This is a genomic window from Streptomyces yongxingensis (genome assembly GCF_055597465.1).
Genome location: NZ_CM145717.1, coordinates 10,290,597 through 10,312,287, shown reverse-complemented (window position 1 = coordinate 10,312,287; position 21,691 = coordinate 10,290,597). Strand labels below are relative to the sequence as shown.

Below are 21,691 nucleotides of genomic sequence, written 5' to 3'. Positions count from 1 at the left end.
TTGTTTATTCTCGCAGCCGCGCCCCTTCCAGGGAAGGACACCACCCGTGAAGATCGCTCGTATCGAGACATTCCTGGCCCCGCCGCGCTGGATGTTCGTCCGGGTGGAGACCGACGAGGGGTGGTCGGCTGGGGCGAGCCGGTGGTCGAGGGGCGGGCCGAGCCGGTCCGCGCCGCGGTCGAGGTGGCGACGCGCTCACCGCGCAGATCGAGGCGGGGTTCACCGCCGTCAAGATGAACGGCTGCGGCCGGATGACCCCGGTCGCCACCCGGGCGGAGATACGCGCCGCGGTGCGCCGCGCCGAGACCGCCCGTGAGGTCCTCGGCGACGACCGAGGCCGCGGTGCGCGCCGCCGACCGCCGTGGGCACGCCTGGCGGAATCCGGTGTGGCGCCACGCGGACGGCTCGCTCGCCGAGTGGTGAGCCCGGTCCGTAGACCATAGAGCCCCGGTCCCGTACGAGAGTGGCTGAGCCGGTCGCCGGTGGGTGCCCGGCTCAGCGCGACGGCGCCGGGACCACCAGGGCGCGGCCGTCGGGGAAGCGGCCCACGCCCTTGACCACCTCGGCATTGCTCACCCGCACGATCAGCTCCCGCATCCCGCTGAGCGGCGCCAGGTCCACCATCGGTCCATGCACAGCACCACCCGGCGCGGTCACAGGGCCACTCTGTGTATCCCCGGCGACCATGGATGACGAGGACCGGATGCCGTGCCGCACCATCCACGAGAACTCGATCACACCCCGGGCGTCCCATCTGGTGGGCGGCAGTAGGGTTCGCCGACAAGCGTGTGTTGGTAACGGGCAGGTAGAAGGGATCGGGCATGTTCCGCAAGGTGCTGGTCGCCAATCGTGGTGAGATCGCCATTCGCGCCTTCCGCGCCGGCTATGAGCTGGGCGCGAGAACCGTCGCCGTGTTCCCGCACGAGGACCGCAACTCACTGCACCGGCTGAAGGCCGATGAGGCGTACGAGATCGGTGAGCCGGGCCATCCGGTGCGGGCCTATCTCTCCGTCGAGGAGATCATCCGCGCGGCGCGCAAGGCGGGCGCGGACGCGGTGTACCCCGGATACGGCTTCCTGTCCGAGAACCCCGATCTCGCGCGCGCGTGCGAGGAGGCGGGGATCACGTTCGTGGGGCCCAGCGCGCAGACCCTGGAGCTCACCGGGAACAAGGCGCGCGCGGTGGCCGCTGCCCGTGCGGCCGGGGTGCCGGTGCTGGGCTCCTCCGAGCCGTCGACCGATGTGGACGAGCTGGTCCGGGCCGCGGACGAGCTCGGTTTCCCGGTGTTCGTCAAGGCCGTCGCCGGTGGTGGCGGACGCGGGATGCGCAGGGTCGAGAGCCGGGAGACGCTGCGCGACTCCATCGAGGCGGCGGCGCGGGAGGCCGAGTCCGCCTTCGGCGATCCCACGGTCTTCCTGGAGAAGGCGGTGGTGGAACCCCGCCATATCGAGGTGCAGATCCTCGCCGACGGGCAGGGCGATGTCATCCATCTGTTCGAGCGCGACTGTTCGGTGCAGCGGCGCCACCAGAAGGTGATCGAGCTGGCGCCCGCGCCCAACCTCGATCCGGAGCTGCGGGCCCGGATCTGCGAGGACGCGGTGAAGTTCGCCCGGGAGATCGGCTATCGCAACGCCGGGACGGTGGAGTTCCTGCTCGACCGCGACGGCCGCCATGTGTTCATCGAGATGAACCCGCGGATCCAGGTCGAGCACACGGTGACCGAAGAGATCACCGATGTGGACCTCGTCCAGTCGCAGCTCCGGATCGCCGCCGGTCAGACGCTGTCCGACCTCGGCCTCGCCCAGGACACCGTGTATCTGCGGGGTGCGGCGCTGCAGTGCCGGATCACCACCGAGGACCCGGCCAACGGCTTCCGTCCGGACACCGGGATGATCAGCGCGTACCGCTCCCCGGGCGGCTCGGGCATCCGGCTGGACGGTGGCACCACCCACGCCGGTGCGGAGATCAGCGCCCACTTCGACTCGATGCTGGTCAAGCTGACCTGCCGGGGGCGGGACTTCACCACCGCGGTCGGCCGCGCCCGGCGCGCGGTGGCCGAGTTCCGCATCCGCGGGGTGTCCACCAACATCCCCTTCCTCCAGGCGGTGCTGGACGATCCGGACTTCCGGGCCGGGCAGGTCACCACGTCGTTCATCGAGCAGCGGCCGCATCTGCTGACGTCGCGTCACTCCGCCGACCGCGGCACCAAGCTGCTCACCTATCTCGCCGACATCACGGTGAACAAGCCCCATGGCGAGCGGCCCCATCTGATCGACGCGACCACCAAGCTGCCCCCGGTGCCGGACACCGAGCCGCCCGCCGGCTCCAAGCAGCTGCTCACCGAACTGGGCCCCGAGGGCTTCGCGCGCCGGCTGCGCGAGTCGCCCACCATCGGGGTCACCGACACCACCTTCCGGGACGCGCACCAGTCGCTGCTGGCCACCCGGGTCCGCACCAGGGACCTGCTGGCCGTGGCCCCGGTGGTGGCGCGGACCGTGCCGCAACTGCTGTCGCTGGAGTGCTGGGGCGGGGCCACCTACGACGTGGCGCTGCGCTTCCTCGCCGAGGACCCCTGGGAGCGGCTGGCCAAGCTGCGCGAGGCGGTGCCCAACATCTGTCTGCAGATGCTGCTGCGCGGCCGCAACACCGTGGGCTACACGCCGTACCCGACCGAGGTGACCACCGCCTTCGTACGGGAGGCCACGGCCACCGGGATCGACATCTTCCGGATCTTCGACGCGCTGAACGACATCGGGCAGATGCGGCCCGCGATCGACGCGGTACGGGAGACCGGCACGGCCATCGCCGAGGTGGCGCTCTGCTACACCTCCGACCTGTCCGATCCCTCGGAGCGGCTCTACACCCTCGACTACTATCTGCGGCTCGCCGAGCAGATCGTGGACGCGGGCGCGCATGTGCTGGCCATCAAGGACATGGCGGGGCTGCTGCGCGCCCCGGCCGCGGCGAAGCTGGTCTCCGCGCTGCGCCGGGAGTTCGACCTGCCGGTGCACATCCACACCCATGACACCGCGGGCGGTCAGCTCGCCACCTATCTCGCGGCGGTCCAGGCCGGTGCGGACGCGGTGGACGGCGCGGTGGCCTCCATGGCGGGCACCACCTCCCAGCCGTCGCTGTCGGCGATCGTGGCCGCCACCGACCACTCCGACCGGCCGACCGGGCTCGACCTCGAGGCGATCGGCGGCCTGGAGCCGTACTGGGAGGCGGTGCGCAAGATCTACGCACCGTTCGAGGCGGGCCTCGCCTCGCCGACCGGACGGGTGTACCACCATGAGATCCCCGGCGGTCAGCTCTCCAATCTGCGCACCCAGGCCATCGCGCTCGGCCTCGGCGACCGCTTCGAGGACATCGAGGCGATGTACACCGCGGCGGACCGGATCCTGGGCCATCTGGTGAAGGTCACGCCGTCGTCGAAGGTGGTCGGCGATCTCGCGCTGCACCTGGTGGGGGCGGGGGTGTCGCCGGAGGACTTCGAGGCGGAGCCGGGCCGGTACGACATCCCGGACTCGGTCATCGGATTCCTCCGCGGCGAGCTGGGCAATCCGCCGGGCGGCTGGCCCGAGCCGTTCCGCAGCAAGGCGCTGGAGGGCCGCGCCGCCGCCAAGCCGGTGGCCGCGGAGCTGTCCGCGGAGGACCGCGAGCAGTTGGAGAAGGATCCGCGGGCCACGCTGAACCGGCTGCTGTTCCCCGGCCCCACCAAGGAGTTCGAGGCGCACCGGCAGGCCCATGGCGACACCAGTGTGCTGGACAGCAAGGACTTCTTCTACGGGCTGCGCCCGCGGCACGAGTACACGGTGGACCTCGAGCCCGGTGTCCGGCTGCTGATCGAGCTGGAGGCCATCGGCGACGCCGACGAGCGCGGTATGCGCACGGTGATGGCCTCGTTGAACGGCCAGTTGCGCCCGGTCCAGGTGCGGGACACCTCGGCGGCCTCCGATGTGCCGGCCACCGAGAAGGCCGACCGGAGCGACCCCGGCCATGTGGCGGCGCCCTTCGCGGGTGTGGTGACGCTGGCGGTGGCCGAGGGCGACCAGGTGGAGGCCGGTGCCACCATCGGCACGATCGAGGCGATGAAGATGGAGGCCACCATCGCGGCCCCGAAGAGCGGGACCGTGTCGCGTATCGCCATCAACACGATTCAGCAGGTGGAGGGCGGCGATCTGCTGGTCGCCCTCGCCTGAGCCGACACCGGCGCCGAACCGCCGCCACCGGACCCCGGCCCTCGGGTCAGGGGTGCCCGGTGGCGGCGGTTTCGTATGCCCGCAGAAAGGTGTCCACCGCGGACCGGGCGACCGTGCGCGTCTCGGCCGCGGAGACCTTGCGGGTGCCCAGCCGGGACCGCACCTCCATGGGACCGGTGAGCAGCGCGAGCAACTGCTCCGCGGCCTGCGCCGGATCACCCGGCCGCAGTCGCCCGGACAGCGACAGCCGGGCCAGCCGGTCCGCCAGCGCCTCACCGAGCCGGATGGCCGTACGTCCCTGGACGGTCTCGATCAGATCGGGGAAGTCGGCCGCCTGGGCGTAGGTGAGCCGCCGTAGCGCCCGGGAACGCTCACCGCAGCACACCTGGAGCATCCGGTACGCCATGTCCTCCAGGGCGGCGCGCAGATCGTCCCCGGGCTCGCGCAGCCGCTCGACGACCGCGAGGTTCTCCGCCATCACGGCGTCGGCCGCGGCCTCGATGGCATGGCGGAACAAGGTCTCCTTGTCGGTGAGGTGGTTGTACACCGTGGGCTTGGCGACCACCGCCTCATTCGCGATCTCCTGGACACACGCCTGTCCGTACCCCCGGCGCGCGAAGACGGTGAACGCGGCGTCAAGGATCGCCTGGCGCTTGTCGATACGCCCTCGCGGAACCTTCCGCCCGGACGAGGCTGTCACTGCCGTCATCCGCGCATCGTATCCCACGACCCGTCGAACTGAACTCATGGGTTCAAGAATCCCAACCCTCTTGTTCATTGACTGACCTGACCACTAATTTGAACTCACCAGTTCACCCACGGAGGGAACTACCCATGCTGGTCAATGTGTTGCGGTTCAGCTTCAAGGACGGCACGACGGAGGAGGAGAAGGCCAAGGTTCTGGCGGCGATGCGCCGCACGGGCGGAGTGGAGGCGGTCTCGTTCTCGACCGCCGGTCAGTTCCTCGGCGACTCCACCGAGGGCTTCACCCACGCCTACTGCGCGGCGGTGACCGATCTGGAGGCGCTGGACCGGTATCTGCACGACCCGGTGCACATCGCGGGCGACGACGAGATCCTCCCGCATATAGCGAAGCTCTCGGCGTTCCAGTTGTCGGACGACACGGACCCCGCGCTCGGCGAACGGGTCATGGGCATGCATCTGAAGAAGGTGGCGATGTACCCGCGGTGGGGTCAGGCGCTCGACGCGATCTCGGACCTCGGGGGCCCGTCCGGGCGCTCTTCCACCGACTGATCCTCGGGCCGCCACGGCGCCGCACGGCCCGGCAGCCTCGTGGCCAGCAGGGCACCGGTCGCGGCCACGGCTGCGAGGACCGTCAGCGCCGGTCCCATCGCCGAGAGGAAGGGATCGGCCGCCCAGCGCGGCCCGTCGCCGGGCGGCCGTCCGGTGATGTCGCCCCGCCCGGTCACGCTCATCAGCGTGGTCGCGGCGGCGACCCCGAGCGCGGGCCCGATGTTCATGGCGGTCTGCTGGAGCCCGCCCGCCACCCCGGCGGTGTCCACGGACGCGTCCCGCACGACGACGGTGGTCGCGGTGACCATCACGGTGGCGAAACCCGCGCCCAGCAGGAGGAAGCAGCCACCGATCGCCTCGGCGCCCGAGCCCCGGCCGAGACGGGACATCAGCAGCACACCGGCCGCCACCAGAACCATCCCCGCCACCGCCGTCCGGCGGGGACCCTGACGGCGCGTCATCAGTGCCGCCACCGGCGCGCCCAGCACCATCATCACCGCCAGCGGCAGCGCCCGAACCCCGCTGGCCAGCGGATCCAGCGCGAGCACGCCCTGGAGGTAGTACGTGCCGAGGAACAGCGCCCCGAACAGTGCGGCCGACGCGGCCACCAGCACACCGAGCGCCGGGCCCGCGGTGCCCGACCTCAGCACGCCGGGCGGCACCAGCGGATCCTCCGTCCGGCGCGCATGCCGTACGAAGGCGCCTCCGGCCACCACGGCGCACCCGAGCCCGAGCGTGGTCGCCGCCGTCCAGCCGGTTTCGGGGATGCCGACGAGCGTGTGCACCAGCCCGGCCAGCGCCACCGCGAGCAGGCCCGCACCGGGCAGATCGAGCCGCGGCCGGGCGGGCTCACGGGGCGCGGTCGGGCCACGGACGGCGAGGGCCGCCGGAGCACGGACGGCGAGGGCCGCGAGACCCATGGCGAGGGCGGGCGCGACATTGACGAAGAACACCGCCCGCCACCCCAGATGGGTGGTCAGCGCGCCGCCGACCAGCGGACCGGCCACGGCCGCCAGCCCGATGGCGCCGGTCCGCACCGCGACCGGCCGGCCGAGCCGGTCCGGCGGATACGCCGCCCGCAGCATCCCGAGGGTGGCGGGTTGCAGCAGCGCCCCGAAAACCCCCTGGGCGACCCGCAGCCCGATCACCCAGCCGATGCCACCCGCGAGCCCGATGCCCGCCGAGGCGGCGCCGAAGCCCAGCATCCCGAGGGCGAAGACGCGCCGATGGCCGTAACGGTCGCCGAGGCGGCCCGCGAAGACCAGCAGACTCGCTACGGCGATCAGATATCCCGTACTGGTCCACTGGACCTGGGCGAACGTGGCATCCAGGTCCCGTTGCAGCCGGGGCTGGGCGACGGTCAGCACGGTGCCGTCCAGCGCGACGACCACGGCTCCGGTGACGCTCGCGACGAGGGTGAGGCGCCGTCCGCGCGGGGAGCTCATCGGGTCTCCGGGCCGAGGTGGGCGTCGAGCGCGGCCCGCAGCAGCGGCTCGGGGTCCTCGGCTCCCACCGCGAGCTGAAGGCTGCCCCACCCCCACAGTTGGGCGATGCCGTGCAGATTGGCCCACAGCACGCCCGCGACGATCCGTGGCTCCGCGCCGGAGTCCGGCCGCGCCCTGGCCACCAGGTCGACGAGGGTGGCGAAGAGCGGGAGGCTCGTCTCCCGCAGCCCCAGGTGGTTGCTCTCCAGCAGGTCGTGGCGGAACATCAGCTCGAACATGCCGCGGTTGGTCAGCGCGAAGTCGAGCCAGCTCCGCGCCAGCGCCGTCAACTGCTCGCGGGGACGGCCCTCATGGGCGGCGATCGCCTCACCGGCCTGGGCGGCCAGGCTCTCGAAACCGCGGCGCGCGATGGCGGACAGCAGGGACAGATGCGTCGGGAAGTACCGCCGCGGCGCCCCGTGCGACACCCCGGCCCGACGGGCGATCTCCCGCAGCGAAAGGGCCCCGACCCCCTCCTCGTCCACCAGTTCCACTCCGACGTCCACCAATCGGGACCGGAGACTCGTGTCCTGCTCACACTCAGCCATAGACACTGTCTACCAAAAGAGCGTAGACACTGTCTACGCGTTCATAAGAACGAACAAACGCTCAAAATAAGGGACAGAGATGCCGCTATATGTACCAGAAAGCGGCAGATTTTGTTCAGCTACCTGAACCAATTCTCAGGCAAAGAACCGCCCGTGAGCCTTGACGGCCCATTTGGTCCGGTCCAATGTGCGTGGTGCGCCATGAGCACGCCACTCCTTTACCGGATCAGGAAGGAAGTCAACGACCATGGCAGAACCCCCCGCTCCCCGCCCGTTGAGCCGCCGCCGGGTCCTCGGTTCGATGGCCGCGGCAGCCGTCGGAACACCGATCGCCCTCGGGCAGTTGGCCTCGGGCGCCACCCCGGCCTCCGCCGCCTCCCGTGCCGCGGCCGCGCAGTTGCTCTGGCATCCTGACCCGTCCGGCGACGGGCTCAAGGCGTTCGAGGGCATCGAGGCCGACCGCGGCGGCGCCCACCCCGACCGGAAGTACGTGATCGTCGAGGGCGGTGACCACTACCGCTTCAACATCTGGAAGGACGACCGGGACACCACCGGGGGCGGCGACCGCCAGCGCACCGAGTCCAGGGGCATGGTGCAGGGCGGCTCCAAGGTGAAGATGCGCGACGGTGAGACATGGAGCCTCAGCTACGAGATGTTCATGCCCACCTCGCTGCACGGCACCAGCAAGTTCACCCACATCTTCCAGACCAAGACCCCGGTGGACAACGGCGGTCCGTACATCACCCTGGACCTTGGCCGCAGCGGCAGCACGGAGCTGCTGCGGGCCCGTGCGTACGCCAACTCCGGCTCACCGGACATCGCCTCGACCAATCTGGCGCCGCTGCGCAACAAGTGGATCACCATCGAGTGGACGTTCACCGTCGGCTCGAACGGCAAGGCGGCCTGCGTGGTGCGCAACGGCACCGGGTCCGGCGCCCCGGTGGCGGTCCAGGGCAGCATGTCCAATGTGAAGATGCCCGACCAGGACGACTACCAGCGGCCCAAGTGGGGCATCTACCGCTCGGTCGAAAGCGCCTCGTCGGACATCCTCGACACCTATCTGCTGTTCCGGAACTTCAGGGCGTCCAAGGCGTAGCCGACGGCCCCTCTCGCGGCGCGGCACACCCGCGGCGGTGACGCGGGGCCGGTGGCGCCCCGGCCCCGCGTCACCGATCGCCGGGCACCTCGGGCGCGCCGGACACCGGCAGATGGCGGGCCACGGAGGCGTTGAGCCGCTCCAGGTAGTCCGTCAGCCGGGCGAGGTCCTCGTCCGGCCAGTCCGCGATGGCCTCGCCCAGCAGCCGGGTCCGCCGGGCGGCCGCCACGGCGACATGGCGGCGCCCGGTGTCGGTCAGCGCCACCCTCCGTATCCGCCGGTCCACGGTGTCCCGCACCCGGGTCACCAGCCCCGCCGCCACCAGCCGGTCCACGACGCGCACGGCGCGGGCCCGGTCGGACAGCAGCAGGGCGGCGATGTCGGACACGGTGGGCGGCGGCGGGGTGCTGGCCTCGACGAGGCGCAGCACCCGGTAGCCGGTCGGGGTGACCCCCGCGGGCAGCCCGCCCAGGAAGCGTTCCCGCACCAGCGGTCCGTACAGCCCGTAGCGGGCGTGGCGCAGCTCCCGCAGCACCGCGTCCAGCCCGCGCAGCTCCTCGTCCCGATCGCTCACGGACACCAGCGTGCGGCGCCGCCACCGCCCCTGACAACGCACATCCGCCACCGTCCATCGAGATGGTTGTCGGGGTTCGCCCCGTTCACCGTCGACCCCGGCACCGAGCCGGGCGGTCCCACCACGATGTCGGTGACCTACTACGCGGTCACCGGGCTCTACGGCCGCGTCGAGCCCGTGGACACCTTCACGCTCCGGCGGACCCGCAGCGACGGTGAGCGGCGCCGCTGACGGTGAGCGGCGCCGACAAGGGCATGAGGTGATCCATTTCGGGAACGCGGGAGGGCATGCAGACGCTGAACCGATGGGAACGGGCGATAGAGCGCTGGGAGGCATCGCTGCTCGCCAAGGTGGTCCGCAGCGAGCCCGTCGAACTCCTCGGCGCGCTGAAACGGGAATGCGACAGCCACACCGTGGTGTGCGGACCCACCCGGGTGGTCGTGCCCAACGTCTATGACGTCGAGCTCGCCGACGCGGTCCACGAGGAGCTCACCCGGCGTGGCTGTCATGTGGGGCAGGAGCTGACGGACCATCTGATGCGCCACGCGGAGGACAAGGGCTATGAGTGGGCCGGCCCGCTCACCGTGCACGTGTCCCGGTCCGACCGGGTGCCCAACGGCAGGTACCGGGTGGTGGGCCGGCCCATGACCCATATCCGCGCCGACACGTTCGCCGACGCGACGGCCTAACGCGTCAGCGGGGCAGCCGCCCCGGGTCGGTGGCCCAGGCGGCGTCGGGCCGGTCGGCCAGGTCGAAGGAGAGCGAACCGCCCTGGCGCACCACGGAGCCGTCGAGCCATGAGGTGTCGTGCGGCCGGCCGTTCACCCGCACCGCGTGCACATAGGGGTGGGTGTCGGACGCGTCCGGGGCGTCGATGGTCAGGGCGCGCCGCTGCCCCGCCGGGGCGATCACCGCGCGGGGGAAGAGCGGACCGGTGAGCAGTGCCTCGGCACGCCCCGGGGCCTGCGGATAGAGGCCGAGCGCCGCGAACACGTACCACGCGGACATGGTGCCCAGGTCGTCGTTGCCGGGCAGCCCCTTCGGCCCGGTGCCGTACACGGTGGTGACGATCTGGCGCACCGTCTCCTGGGTCTTCCAGGGCTGCCCCAGGGCGTTGTAGAGCCAGGGGGCGTGGATGCCCGGTTCGTTGGTGGGGTCGTAGCGGAGCGGGTCGCCGCCGCGGACCGACCAGGAGCCGTCGGGCTTGTGGAAGAAGCCGTCCAGCCGGGCCGCCGCCTTCTCACGGCCGCCCATGGCCTCGGCGAGCCCCTGGACGTCCTGCGGCACCATCCAGGTGTACGTGGCCGCGCTGCCCTGGGCGAAGCCCCGGTCGGACGCCGGGTCGAAGGGGGTCACCCAGGAGCCGTCCCGGTTCCTGGCCTGGATGTAGCCCGCCGTGCCGGTGGCCTGTGGGTTGAACACATCGCGCCAGTAGCCGCCGCGTGCGCCGAGCTCGTCGGCCTCCTTCGTGCGGCCGAGCAGCCGGGCCCAGCGGGCGAGCGCGTCATCGGCGACGGAGTCCTCCAGGGTCTCCGCGGCGCCGCCCCAGCAGTGGCAGGCGTCCTGTGCGGCGTACCGGGATTCCAGGTACTGGGCGAGGCCCGGACGCTGGCCCTCGCACTGCCCCGGGCAGCCCTTGTCGGAGAGCCCGTCGGGGTGGGGGACGGTGGCCTGGCGGTAGAGGGAGTCGAAGGCGCCCTTGGCGTCGAAGTTCCGTACCCCCATGGCGTAGAAGGTGGCGAGCGTGGCGGCGGAGGGGTCGCCCGTCATCACATGGGTGGCGCCGCTGATGTGCACCCAGCGGTCCCACACCCCGCCGTTCTGCCGGGCGAAGTTGAACAGCGACTGGGCGAAGTCCCCGGCGACCTTGGGCTGGAGCAGGGCGAGCAGCTGCACCTGGGCGCGGTACTGGTCCCAGCCGGAGAAGTTGCTGTACTGCGCCGTCTGCCCGCGCTCGATCCGGTGCGGTGTGCCGTCCATGCCCGGGTAGCGGCCATCGGTGTCACTGATCAGGTTGGGCTGCTGGAGCGCGTGGTAGAGGGCGGTGTAGAACGCGGTGCGGCGCGGCTCGCTGCCGCCGCTGATCCGGATGGCGCGCAGCCGGCGGTCCCAGGCGGCCCGTCCTGCGGCCGCCACGTCGGCGACGCTCGCCCGGGGCGCTATCTCGGCGCGGAGGTTGGCCTCGGCGCCCGCGAGGGAGACGTACGAGATGCCGAGCCGCATCCGGACATCGTTGTCCCGCGCGGTGTCGAAGCCGACGTATCCGCCGGAGCCGCGCCCGGCCCGGTCGGCGCCGGTGAGATAGCCCTCGCCGCCGTCGGCGGAGGTGGCGCCGGGTGAGAGCCGGTCGTTCTCCCAGGTGCCCACGGTGGAGAAGGCGCGGTCGAACGAGGCTTGGAAGTAGAGGCGGTAGTACGTCTTGCGGTTGTTCTCGCCGCCGTTGGCGCGCCGTCCGCAGAACGCGCCGGTGAGCACCCAGCCGGTGACCTGGTGCCGCTCACGGTCGATCTCGATGTGCGCGTTCTCGCTGCCGTTGAGCGAGTTGGAGGTGCGGAACAGCAGCCGGGCCGGGGCGTCCCGGGGGAAGGTGAAGTCGGCGACACCGGCCCGCTCGCTCACCGCGAGATCGGCGGCGGCGCCCGAGTCGAGCCCCACCCGGTAGTGGCCGGGCTCGGCCTTCTCCTTCTCGTGCGAGAAGGTGGCGGCGTACTTCTGGTCCTTGGTGTCGGCGGTGGGGGAGCTGTCGACCTCGCCCACGAACGGCATGATCGGCACATCGCCCGCGGCTCCGGGGTGGCAGCCCGCGCCGTTGACATGGGTGAGGCTGAAGCCCCGGACCCGGGTGGTGTCGTACGAATAGCCGTTGGCGGCCGCGGTGTTGGTCTGGTCGCCGGTGGTGCTGGTCGGGGACCAGGCGATCATGCCGAACGGCAGGGTGGCGCCGGGGTAGGTGTTGCCGCCGCCCGCGGAGCCGATCAGCGGGTCCACGTGGTCGACGGGGTGACGTACCTCGTCGGCCCGTGGCGCCGCGCTCGCCGCGGGGGCCTCGACGAGCGGGGCGAGCAGCGCGCCGATCGCCACCGCCACTCCCCCGCCGACCAGCGCCGGTCGGCACTTGAGTCTCTTTCGCTGCGTTCTGTGCGTCTCCATCGGGGATCACGCCCTTCCGTGTGTCGGGGTGAACCTAGGGGCATACGGTGACGGTGGGGTGAACCGGACGCCGACGACGCACGGCTGACGGCGGGACCGGTCCCCGGGATCCGGCTCTACGGTTCCCGCCATGCGGATCACCTGGAGACTCGTCCTCGGCTTTCTCGCCGTCTCGGTCCTCGCGCTCCTGGCCGCCCTGGCGCGTCCGTCGTGGCCCCAGGGGCGGGGCGCCGCCGCGCCGGCGGCGTCGCTCACCATCGAGAAGGGGACCGAGCGCTGCACCCTGCACGTCGCCACCCCGCGGGAGGCGGCGCGCCGGGCGAAGCCGGGGGACACCGTCTGCTTCGACGGCGATCTGTCCCGGCAACGCCTGGTCATCACCAAGGGCGGGAGCCGGGAGCGCCCGATCACCTACGCCGGGGGCGGGGACGCGGTGGACGGCATCACCGTCGAGGCCGACGATGTGATCGTGGACGGGTTCCGGTCCGTCCGGCCGGAGGCGCCCGGGATCGAGCTGACCGGCCACCGCGTCACCGTGCGGAACAACACCGTGATCGGCCCGAGGGGCGGGGACGGCGACGGCATCCGGTTCTTCGGCGACGACCTCACCATCGCGCACAACACCGTCCGCGACACCGACAACAGCCGTGGCCGGCACGCCGACTGCATGCAGACCTTCGCCAGCGACACCCCGCCCAGCCACCGTGTCCGCATCGAGAACAACCGCTGCGAGGACGTGGACAACATGTGTCTGATGGCCGAGGGCCCCAACGACGGGGAGGGCGGCGGCCAGGGCACCACCGGCGACTTCACGATCAGGGGCAACCACTGCGAGACGCTGCGCGCCTCCCAGGCCCTGATGTTCGAGGACGTGCGGAACACCACCATCACCGGCAATGAGTTCGCCGCCCCCACCCACCACGCCATCGGCCTCGCCGACCACTCGACCGGCGCCCGGGTCGACGGCAACACCCTCCACCCCGGTATCCGCTACGAGGTGGGCATCGACGCCTCGTCCCGGGCGGGTTACCGGGGCCCGGAGCCGGACGGCCTGCCCTAGGAGCCTCTGGGAGGAGGAGCCGGGGGGAGCGGGGGCGCGGGGTTCTCCCGCTCCCCCCGGGATACGTTCTCCCGCTCTTCACCAGGACAGACGACGCCCGGTCATACGGCGGACCGAGGACGCCCGGTCATACGGCGCCCGCCGCACCGCGTGCCGCCGCCAGATCCGCCACCAGGCGCTTCTCGACCGGGACACCGGGGTCGGAGTACTGCCCGGACAGACACACCGGGCCCGTATAGCCGAGCTCCGCCAGTTGCCCGAGCGCCGCCGACCAGTCGGCCAGCCCCTCGGGACCGGGCACGAACCAGGGCTTCCAGTGCCCGCCCACGGACTCACCGGCCGGTTCGGTGCGCACATGGAGGGCGTTCTTGAGGTTGACGATGCCGAGCCGCTCGGCGACCAGCGGCAGGGTGACCCGCGGATCGTCGCCCGCCAGCGCGTCATGGGCGGCGTCCCAGATGACCCGGAAGTGCTCGACCGGCAGGCCGTCGAGGAGGTCCATCACCCCCAGCGCGGAGGACACATAGCGCCCGTGGTGCGGCTGCACCCCGATCTGGACGCCATATCCCTCGGCGAGGGGCGCCGCGTCCTCCAGCCGTTGCCGGGCCCGCCGGACCGAGGCGGCATAGCCGTCGGGGCCCAGCTCGGCCATGACCCGGATCATCGGCACGCCCGCCTCCCGGCAGGCCGCGAAGACGGGTTCGCGGAGATCGCTCGCGACGCTGATCACCTCGACGCCCTCCGCCCGCAGCCGCGCGGTGAACTCCGGCAGCAGCCCTCCCGCTTCGCCCGGGGTGACGTACGCGGTGTCCCGGACCGGGACCTCGGCACCGGTGAAACCGAGGCCGGACACCAGCCGGCCCAGGGTGTCGCCGGGCAGCGTGGCCCACGGTTTGGTGAACACGGACCAGAGAAATGTCATGGTGTCAGCGGCCTCCGAGCCCGCTCATGGTGATGCCTTTGACGAACCAGCGCTGGGTGAGGAAGAAGAGCACGATGAGTGGCACGGTGGTGATGGCGGCGGCCATCAGCAGCAGATTCCACTGGGTTCCGTTGGTGGACTGGAACACCTGGAGACCGACCGCCGCGGTCCTGGTGGAGTCGCTGTTGGAGATCACCAGCGGCCAGAGCAGGTTGTTCCACTGGCTGATGAACTTGAACACCGCCAGCGTGGCGATGGCCGGGACGGCGAGCGGGACGATCACCCGGATGAACGTCTGCCAGCGGTTCGCCCCGTCGAGGCGGGCGGCCTCCTCGTAGTCGCGGGGCACGCCCAGGAAGAACTGGCGGAGCAGGAACACCCCGAGCGCGGTGAAGGCGTGCGGCAGGATCATCCCCGGCCAGGTGTCCACCCCGTGCAACTTCGCCACCAGGATGAACTGCGGGATCAGCGTGACCTGCGAGGGGATCATCAAGGTGGTGAGATACACGCCGAACAGCACACTCCGGCCCCGGAAGCGCAGCCGGGCGAAGGCGTACGCGGCCAGCGCCGCGGTGGCCGTCTCCAGGAGCGCCGTACCACCGGCGAAGAAGACGGTGTTCAGCAGATAGCGCCCCAGCGGGACGAGGCCGAAGACGCGGCCGATGTTCTCCGGATGCCAGCTCCCGGGCCAGAACGACGGCCGCGCCGCCATCGACTCGGTGTCGGACTGGAAGGCCACCAGCACCATCATCACGATGGGTGTGAGGGTGACCGCGGTGACCAGGAAACAGGTGAACACCAGCAGCCGCCGGGCCGCCACGGGCGAGCGGCGGAGGGCCGCGAGCGCGGGCACGTCAGAGGTCATAGTGCACCAGCCTCCGCTGGAGCAGGAACTGCGCCGCGGTGATGACGACGATGAAGGCGAACAGCACCATCGACTGCGCGGCCGCGTAGCCCTGCTCGTAGTTCTGGAATCCGGTCCGGTAGATGTACATCACGAGCGTGGTGGTGCTGGATCCCGGCCCGCCGTCCGTCATCACCAGCGCCTGGTCGAAGACCTGGAAGGAGCCGATGATCGAGGTGACCACCGTGAAGAACACCGAGGGCGCCAGCAGGGGCAGCGTCACCGCGCGGAAGGTCCGCCAGGGCGAGGCACCGTCCACCCTGGCCGCCTCGTAGAGCTGCTGTGGAATGGCCTGCAGCCCGGCGAGGAAGATCACCATGCCGAAGCCGAAGCTCTTCCAGACACTCATCAGGATGAGGGCGGGCATGGCCCAGTCGTCCGAGATCAGCCAGGCCGGGCCGTCGATCCCGAAGCCACCGAGCACCGCGTTGATCAGCCCGTCGTGCGGGATGTAGAGCCAGACCCAGACGAAGGCCACCGCCACGGTGATCGTCGCGTAGGGCAGCAGGAGCAGCGACCGGAACACCGCCATGCGCCGCAGCCCCTGGTTGAGCAGCAGCGCCAGGCCCAGGCTGACCAGCAGCGTCAGCGGCACACTGACGAAGGTGAAGTACGCGGTGTTGACAAGCGCCGACCAGAAGGTGGCGTCCGGGCCGAGCCGGGCGAAGTTGTCCAGCCCGATGAAGTGGGGCGGGCTGAACAGGTTCCAGTCCAGCAGCGAGATCACCCCGGCCGCGACCACCGGCCCGGCGGTGAAGACCAGGAACCCGGCCAGGCTCGGCAGGAGGAACAGCCAGGCGGCGAGCGTCTCCGACCCGTGCCGCCAGAACCGGGGGCGGCGCAGCGAACCACGCGGGGTGCGCCGTGGGGCCGCGGTCGCCGCGGTGGGGGTTTCGACAGCCATCGTGATCCTCCTCAAGTGGCCTGGCGGACGGCGTCCCGGTGCTGGCGCATCAGGGCGTTCAGCCGTGGCATCACACCGTCGATCGCGTCGCGGACACTCACCTGGCCGAGGAAGGCCCGGGGCAGGTCCTGGCCCAGCAGCAGCCGGACGCGGTTCCAGTTGGTGGTGACGTTGAAGGGATGGCCGCCGGCGACCTCGCCCTTCAGGATCCGCTGGACGATGCCGAGGTTGGCGGGTGGCGGTTCGAAGGCGCTCGCGGCGGAGAGCCGCGCGGGGTTGTTGCGCCCGGCGCGTGCGTAGATGTTCAGCGCGCCCGTGCTGGTGAGGGTCTTCAGCAGTCGCCACGCCAGGTCGAGGTCGTCGTCCTTGACGCCCGAGGGGATGGCGAAGCCGGAGCCCGACACCCGTGGTGTGCTTCCGGCCGGTCCGGCGGGGAAGGGCGCGATGTCCCACGTGAAGGGAGCCTTGCGGACGTTGAGCACCTGCCACGGGCCGTTCTGCATGAATGCCACGTTGCCCTGGAGGAAGTTGGCCAGGGCGGCGCCGGAGGCGTTCTGGGCGACCAGATTGTCGATCGGTGGGGTGACGCGGTCCTTGACGAACAGGTCGACCACAAAGTGGATCGCCTGCAGGGCCTCGGGGGCGTCCAGGGGGCTGGTGTCACGGTCCCCGTCGATGACATCGCCACCGGCGCAGTAGATCCAGGACACCAGGTCGTCGACGGTCGGGGCGCAGGTGAAGCCGTACTGGTCCTTCGGCTTGCTCAGCTCGACGGCCAGGTCCCGGAAGGTGTCCCAGCTCATGGGCTCGGTCGGGGAGGGCGGATCGACGCCGTTCCGCTCCAGCAGCGTCCGGTTGTAGTAGAGCACGGTCGGAGCCACATCGAAGCCGATGGCGTAGGTGTGGCCGGCGAACGTGGAGATGGACCGGATGGCGGGGTAGAAGTCGTCCAGGTCGAAGTCGGGGTCCGCGGCGATGAGATCGTCCAGCGGCCGGTGTGCGCCGCGTGAGGCGTAGGTGGGGATCAGCCAGCCGTTCAGTGCGGTGACCATGCCGGCCGTTCCGCTGACGAGCTGCAGGTCGAGCTTGGTGGGATAGCCGTCGGAGGGGGTGAGGGTCGAGGCCGATCTGATGTGCATGCGCCGTTCGACGTAAGCCCCGAAGTCGGCCCAGACCCGGTTCTCCTCCGGGCTGCTGGACCACATGGACCAGGTGGCCGTGGAGGGCGGCGGACCGGAGGAGCAGCCGCTGAGGGCTCCCGTGGTGGCGAGCCCGCCGAGGGCCGCTCCCTTGAGCAGAGCACGCCGGGAAAAGCTGGAAGACATCGTCGTCTCCTCGCTGCTGGGTCTGGGGGTGCGCGGGTGTTCAGGACCAGGCCAGGTCCAGGGATTCGGCGCGGATGCGTTCCTCGTCGACCTCGACGCCGAGACCGGGACCGGAGGGGACGGTGGCGGTGGCCGCGACGATGTCCAGGTTCTCCACGTAGAGGTCGGCCAGCAGTTCCGGACCGTTCAGTTCGGCGGGCAGGGCCAGTTCGAGCTGGCTGAAGAGGTGCAGCGCGGCCGCGAAGCCGATACCGCAGTCGGTCAGCCCGCTGGCCAGCACCTCCAGGCCGCCCGCCAGCGCGACCTGGGCGGTTTTCAGGGCGTTGCGCAGCCCACCGGATTTGCAGATCTTGACGACCACCAGATCGGCGGCGTCGAGGCGGAGTGTGCGGGCCAGGTCCTGGGCGGTGAAGCTGCCCTCGTCGATGGCCACCGGCAGGCCGATCAGGTCCCGCACCCGGCGCAGGGCGAGGGTGTCGGTGCCCGGTACGGGCTGCTCCACGCACGTCAGGTGCGGCACCTCGCGCACCGCGTCCATCAGGCGGATCAGGGCGGTCGGCCGGTAGGACTGATTGGCGTCCAGCCAGAGGGGTTTGCCCGCGGCGACCTCCGCGACGGCGGTGATGGCCGCGGTGTCCGCCGCGGGGTCGCCGCCGATCTTCACCTTGTAGGCGGTGTAGTCGGAGGACTGGTGGGCGTGCTCGCGGACGGCAGCGGGCTCGCCCACCCCGATGGCCGAGCAGAGCGGCACGGTGTCCCGGAGCTTGCCGCCCAGCAGGGCGTGGACCGGCAGCCCGGCCAGTTTGCCGGCCGCGTCGTGCAGGGCGATGTCCACCGCGGCGCGGGCGAACGGAAAGCCGTTGGACACCGAGGGGCTCAGTCGGCGGCTCGCCCGGGCGTGGAACAACTCCACGTCGAACGGGGTGAGTTCGAGGAGGATGGGGGCCAGATGGCGCTTGATGACCACGGCGATCGTCTCGGCGGTCTCATAGCTCCAGCTGGGCAGGGCGCGCTGTTCGCCCCAGCCGACCACCCCGTCCTCGGTGGTCAGCTTGACGAAGATGACCGATCCCGCCTGATCCGGGGTGCCGACGGCGCCGCTGCCCAGCACGAACCGCCGGGCGAACGGCACGGCCACGGGGAAGACCTCGACCGCCGTGATACGCGACATGGTGAAGTGACTCCTGACATGAGGTCGATGACGCGAACGGCCGGATGCGGCTCGGGGGCGGTCAGGCGGCGATGGGCCAGGAGGCGGGGTCCACGAAGCTCGGACCGCGGACTCCCTTGTCCAGCCAGTCGGCCACATCCGCCATCACATACCCGGCCAGGGCCAGATGCCCGTCCACGGTGTCCCCCGCGATATGCGGGGTGAGCAGCAGATTCGGACAGCTCAGCACGGACTCGCCGAACTGCGGCGGCTCGGGGTCGAAGACGTCCAGCGCGGCGAACAGCCGCCCCGCCAGGACGTGTTCGAGGAGGGCGGCCTGGTCGACGGCCGGTCCCCGGGCGGAGTTGACGACCACGGCGTGATCGGGGATCCGCTCGATGAGCCGGGCGCTCACCAGCCCACGGGTGTCGGGGAGATCGGGCACATGGACGGAGACGAACGGGCAGCCGAGCGCCTCCTCGAGGGTGACGGTCCGCACCCCCAGCGCGGCGGCCGCCTCCTGGTCCAGATGCGGGTCGTACACCACCACATCGCAGCGGAACGGCCTGAGCAGGGTGATCAGGGCGCGAGCCGTGGAGCTCGCACCGAGAACGCCCACCCGGTGGCCGGTGAGCTCACCGCCCCGGAAACCGCTCTGCTTCCAGCCGCCGGCGCGCATCGCGGTGTCGAACAGCGGCAGCCTGCGGGCCAGGGTGAGCATCGCCGCCAGGCAGTACTCCCCCACGGACCAGGCGATCCGCCCGGCGGCCGAGAAAACCGCGACGCCCTGGTCGAGCACCTCGCGGTCGATGAGCTTCTTCACCGTCCCGGCGGCGTGTGCCACCACCCGGGGGCCGCCGCCACCGGCCCAGATCGCCCGGTCCAGACGGGGTGTGCCCCAGCTCGTCAGCAGCACATCGCTGCCGGCGGCGAGCCGGGCCACCGCGTCCGCGGTCAGCGGCTCATCGGCCCAGCTCACCTCGTAACGTTTCGCCATCAGCCGCCGGGCCTCGGCGCTGATCACATCGTTGGCACGCTGGGGGGTCATGGCGACGGCGAGTCTGGACAACCTGGCTCCTCGGACGGGATCGGCGCGGATCTGCCCTGTGGCGGTCGTCATGACCGTAGGGGCGCGCCGCCATGCCCGTCCAAGCCCACTTTCGCATCGCCCCATACCGTGAGGGCATGAACCTCTCCCTGCAGCAGCTCCGCGGCTTCGTGGCGGTGGCGGAGGAGCAGCACTTCGGCCGCGCCGCCGCCCGCCTCAATATGACCCAGCCCCCGCTGACCCGTCAGATCCAGGCGCTGGAACGCGCCCTGGACGTCGTCCTGTTCGAGCGCACCGGACGAGGCGCCCGGATCACCGCGCCGGGCCGGGTCTTCCTCGACCACTGCCACCGGGTGCTGGCCCTGCTGGACGCCGCGCCGACCGCCACCCGCCGCGCCGCCGAGGGCCGCACCGGCACCCTGCGGCTGGCCTTCACCGCGATCGGCGCGTACGCCATCCTGGCCGACGTCCTGGATCTGGTGAAGCGGCATCTCCCCGATGTCACCGTCGAGTTGACCGAACTGGTCAGCCCCGACCAGTTCGCCGCCCTCTCGGAGCTGCGCATCGACCTGGGTCTGGTGCGGCCGCCCATCCCCGAGGGGTACGCCTCGCTCCTGGTCCACTCCGAGGACCTCGTCCTCGCGGTGCCCTCCGGCCATCCGCTGGCCCAGGACGACGATGGCACCCCCGTCGCCCTGACCGACGTGGCCGATGACTACATCGGCTACAGCCCCGAGGGCTCCCGCTATCTGCACGACATCTGCGCCGCCATGATCGGCGTGGACCGCTACGCCGTCAGCCAGTTGACCTCCCAGGTCCCCACCATGCTCGCCCTGGTCCGCGCGGGCCTGGGCTGCGCCCTGATCCCCCGCTCGATCATGACCATGGGCGTCCACGGCGTCCGCTACCGCGAACTGGCCCCGGCCGACGCCCACTCCGTCACCCTCCACGCCTGCTGGAGCCCCGACAGCCCCAACCCGGCCCTTCAGCGGCTGGTGGACGTCCTCACCCGGGAGCGCCCGGGAGGTGACTGTGAGATAGGCCATATGCGGCAGTAAGTAACAGTCCAAAGATACATAAACAGCCGCCAGGCCATTGAGCAGAGGTCCTTCGTGATCCGTATTCGCCGGTGCAAGCACGGGCAGACACTGCTCCGCACAACGACCGGCGTCCCCGCCAGGAGGCTCTATGCGATCCCGGTACTTCGTGACAGGTACCTCCCTCCTCATAGGTTCCGTGGTGGTCACCCTCGGCGTGATCATGTCGCCCGTCCTGACGGGTGTGCAGCAGACGAACCAGACGAACCTGGCGAAGACGAGCTCGACGCAGTACGGACCGCTCACCGGCGCCGACCGGGACTTCGTGGTCAAGGTCCGGCTCGCCGGACTGTGGGAGTACCCCGTCGGTGAGCTGGCCCTCAAGAAGGGCACCACGGCGGCGGTGAAGACGGCCGGTGAACATCTGATCGTGGGACATGCGCAACTGGACGACGCCTCGCGGGACATCGCACCCAAACTCGGCATCACCCTGCCCAACAAGCCCACGCCGCAGCAGCAGGGGTTCCTGGACACCCTGACGGCCGCCACGGGCAAGAACTTCGACAGCCAGATGGCCCAGATCCTGCGCATCACCCACGGCCAGATCTTCAGCTCCATCGCCAAGATCCGGGCGACCAGCAAGAACACACTGGTGCGTCAGCTCGCCACCCAGGCCAACAACACGGTGCTGGACCACATCACGCAGATGGAGAACACCGGGATGGTGGACTACGAGCGGCTTCCCGCCCAGATCACCGCGACCCCGACCCAGGGCCCGGACTTCACCAAGCCGGTGCTGCCCAAGCCCGGTGAGCCCATGGTCGTCCTGAAGAAGCCGGCCTCGCTCGAGGGCAAGGGTGAACCGCCCACGCCGTCCCCGCCCGCCCCGGTCGACGACGCGCCGGGCTCCTCGGCCTCCCCGACCACTCCGGGCGCCACCTCCTCCCCCTCGGCGCCCGCCGTTCCGTAACGCACCGTCAGGAGAGCGCAGACAAGCCGGGTGAAACGCGGGCGGTTTCCGCCACATCGGTACCGT

The 21,691-nt window shown here is 71.0% G+C and carries 20 protein-coding genes and 1 pseudogene; 9 read left to right on the top strand and 12 right to left on the bottom strand.

All coding sequences use genetic code 11. The features are described from left to right. Nucleotides 1-46: 46 nt before the first annotated feature. Nucleotides 47-186, top strand: a pseudogene (locus tag ACZ6TD_RS43545) (galactonate dehydratase); the annotation flags it as partial. A gap of 309 nt (nt 187-495) precedes the next feature. Here the strand turns inward: ACZ6TD_RS43545 and ACZ6TD_RS43540 are convergent. Then, nucleotides 496-624 carry a hypothetical protein gene (locus tag ACZ6TD_RS43540; protein WP_471347155.1) on the bottom strand — a complete coding sequence of 43 codons (129 nt, stop codon included), beginning with the start codon at nt 622-624 and terminating at the stop codon, nt 496-498. Between the two features lie 197 nt (nt 625-821). Here ACZ6TD_RS43540 and ACZ6TD_RS43535 point away from each other — a divergent pair, with 197 nt between their 5' ends. After that, nucleotides 822-4,199, top strand: coding sequence for a pyruvate carboxylase (locus ACZ6TD_RS43535; RefSeq protein WP_471347153.1), 3,378 nt, complete (start codon nt 822-824; stop codon nt 4,197-4,199). A gap of 46 nt (nt 4,200-4,245) precedes the next feature. Here the strand turns inward: ACZ6TD_RS43535 and ACZ6TD_RS43530 are convergent, their stop codons facing one another. Continuing rightward, nucleotides 4,246-4,908: a TetR/AcrR family transcriptional regulator gene (locus ACZ6TD_RS43530; RefSeq protein WP_471347151.1), complete on the bottom strand. Its 663-nt coding sequence runs from the start codon at nt 4,906-4,908 to the stop codon at nt 4,246-4,248. 125 nt (nt 4,909-5,033) lie between these two features. Here ACZ6TD_RS43530 and ACZ6TD_RS43525 point away from each other — a divergent pair, with 125 nt between their 5' ends. Then, nucleotides 5,034-5,453 carry a Dabb family protein gene (locus ACZ6TD_RS43525; RefSeq protein WP_471347149.1) on the top strand — a complete coding sequence of 140 codons (420 nt, stop codon included), beginning with the start codon at nt 5,034-5,036 and terminating at the stop codon, nt 5,451-5,453. Here the strand turns inward: ACZ6TD_RS43525 and ACZ6TD_RS43520 are convergent. Further along, on the bottom strand, nt 5,393-6,898 hold the full coding sequence (locus ACZ6TD_RS43520; RefSeq protein ID WP_471347147.1) for an MFS transporter: 1,506 nt from the start codon (nt 6,896-6,898) through the stop codon (nt 5,393-5,395). The genes ACZ6TD_RS43525 and ACZ6TD_RS43520 overlap by 61 nt on opposite strands. Beyond that, on the bottom strand, nt 6,895-7,485 hold the full coding sequence (locus ACZ6TD_RS43515) for a TetR/AcrR family transcriptional regulator (protein ID WP_471347145.1): 591 nt from the start codon (nt 7,483-7,485) through the stop codon (nt 6,895-6,897). The genes ACZ6TD_RS43520 and ACZ6TD_RS43515 overlap by 4 nt, the downstream gene beginning before the upstream one ends. 247 nt (nt 7,486-7,732) lie before the next feature. On the opposite strand from ACZ6TD_RS43515, the gene ACZ6TD_RS43510 reads away from it, so the two are divergent. Further along, complete coding sequence (locus ACZ6TD_RS43510; protein ID WP_471347143.1) at nt 7,733-8,581, top strand: hypothetical protein; 849 nt, start codon at nt 7,733-7,735, stop codon at nt 8,579-8,581. A gap of 70 nt (nt 8,582-8,651) precedes the next feature. Here the strand turns inward: ACZ6TD_RS43510 and ACZ6TD_RS43505 are convergent, their stop codons facing one another. Then, on the bottom strand, nt 8,652-9,155 hold the full coding sequence (locus tag ACZ6TD_RS43505; protein ID WP_471347141.1) for a MarR family winged helix-turn-helix transcriptional regulator: 504 nt from the start codon (nt 9,153-9,155) through the stop codon (nt 8,652-8,654). Between the two features lie 66 nt (nt 9,156-9,221). Between ACZ6TD_RS43505 and ACZ6TD_RS43500 the strand changes: the two genes are divergently transcribed. After that, on the top strand, nt 9,222-9,386 hold the full coding sequence (locus ACZ6TD_RS43500) for a hypothetical protein (protein WP_471347139.1): 165 nt from the start codon (nt 9,222-9,224) through the stop codon (nt 9,384-9,386). Nucleotides 9,387-9,442: 56 nt separating this feature from the next. Continuing rightward, nucleotides 9,443-9,844, top strand: a complete 402-nt coding sequence (locus tag ACZ6TD_RS43495) for a DUF3662 domain-containing protein (protein ID WP_137976329.1) — start codon at nt 9,443-9,445, stop codon at nt 9,842-9,844. A gap of 4 nt (nt 9,845-9,848) precedes the next feature. Here ACZ6TD_RS43495 and ACZ6TD_RS43490 read toward each other — a convergent pair whose 3' ends face one another. Continuing rightward, complete coding sequence (locus ACZ6TD_RS43490; RefSeq protein ID WP_471347137.1) at nt 9,849-12,305, bottom strand: GH92 family glycosyl hydrolase; 2,457 nt, start codon at nt 12,303-12,305, stop codon at nt 9,849-9,851. A gap of 130 nt (nt 12,306-12,435) precedes the next feature. On the opposite strand from ACZ6TD_RS43490, the gene ACZ6TD_RS43485 reads away from it, so the two are divergent. After that, nucleotides 12,436-13,365, top strand: coding sequence for a right-handed parallel beta-helix repeat-containing protein (locus ACZ6TD_RS43485; protein ID WP_471347135.1), 930 nt, complete (start codon nt 12,436-12,438; stop codon nt 13,363-13,365). 127 nt (nt 13,366-13,492) lie between these two features. Here ACZ6TD_RS43485 and ACZ6TD_RS43480 read toward each other — a convergent pair whose 3' ends face one another. From ACZ6TD_RS43480 to ACZ6TD_RS43455, 6 genes are all read right to left on the bottom strand, one after another. Beyond that, nucleotides 13,493-14,287, bottom strand: coding sequence for a sugar phosphate isomerase/epimerase family protein (locus tag ACZ6TD_RS43480; protein WP_471347133.1), 795 nt, complete (start codon nt 14,285-14,287; stop codon nt 13,493-13,495). Between the two features lie 4 nt (nt 14,288-14,291). Beyond that, nucleotides 14,292-15,152: a carbohydrate ABC transporter permease gene (locus ACZ6TD_RS43475; protein ID WP_471347131.1), complete on the bottom strand. Its 861-nt coding sequence runs from the start codon at nt 15,150-15,152 to the stop codon at nt 14,292-14,294. Continuing rightward, nucleotides 15,142-16,095, bottom strand: coding sequence for a carbohydrate ABC transporter permease (locus ACZ6TD_RS43470; RefSeq protein ID WP_471347129.1), 954 nt, complete (start codon nt 16,093-16,095; stop codon nt 15,142-15,144). Before ACZ6TD_RS43470 ends, ACZ6TD_RS43475 begins: the two co-directional genes overlap by 11 nt. Before the next feature lie 11 nt (nt 16,096-16,106). Further along, on the bottom strand, nt 16,107-17,420 hold the full coding sequence (locus ACZ6TD_RS43465) for an ABC transporter substrate-binding protein (protein ID WP_471347127.1): 1,314 nt from the start codon (nt 17,418-17,420) through the stop codon (nt 16,107-16,109). 40 nt (nt 17,421-17,460) lie between these two features. Next, nucleotides 17,461-18,591, bottom strand: coding sequence for a mandelate racemase/muconate lactonizing enzyme family protein (locus ACZ6TD_RS43460; protein WP_470012120.1), 1,131 nt, complete (start codon nt 18,589-18,591; stop codon nt 17,461-17,463). A gap of 61 nt (nt 18,592-18,652) precedes the next feature. Beyond that, the gene (locus ACZ6TD_RS43455; protein ID WP_471347125.1) at nt 18,653-19,639 is read right to left on the bottom strand and encodes a hydroxyacid dehydrogenase; all 987 of its coding nucleotides are present in this window, start codon (nt 19,637-19,639) and stop codon (nt 18,653-18,655) included. A 116-nt stretch (nt 19,640-19,755) separates the two neighbouring features. On the opposite strand from ACZ6TD_RS43455, the gene ACZ6TD_RS43450 reads away from it, so the two are divergent. Further along, entirely contained in the window at nt 19,756-20,676 is a 921-nt protein-coding gene (locus ACZ6TD_RS43450) for a LysR substrate-binding domain-containing protein (protein ID WP_471347123.1), read from the top strand. 130 nt (nt 20,677-20,806) lie between these two features. Further along, on the top strand, nt 20,807-21,625 hold the full coding sequence (locus ACZ6TD_RS43445; RefSeq protein WP_471347122.1) for a DUF4142 domain-containing protein: 819 nt from the start codon (nt 20,807-20,809) through the stop codon (nt 21,623-21,625). Nucleotides 21,626-21,691 lie beyond the last annotated feature (66 nt).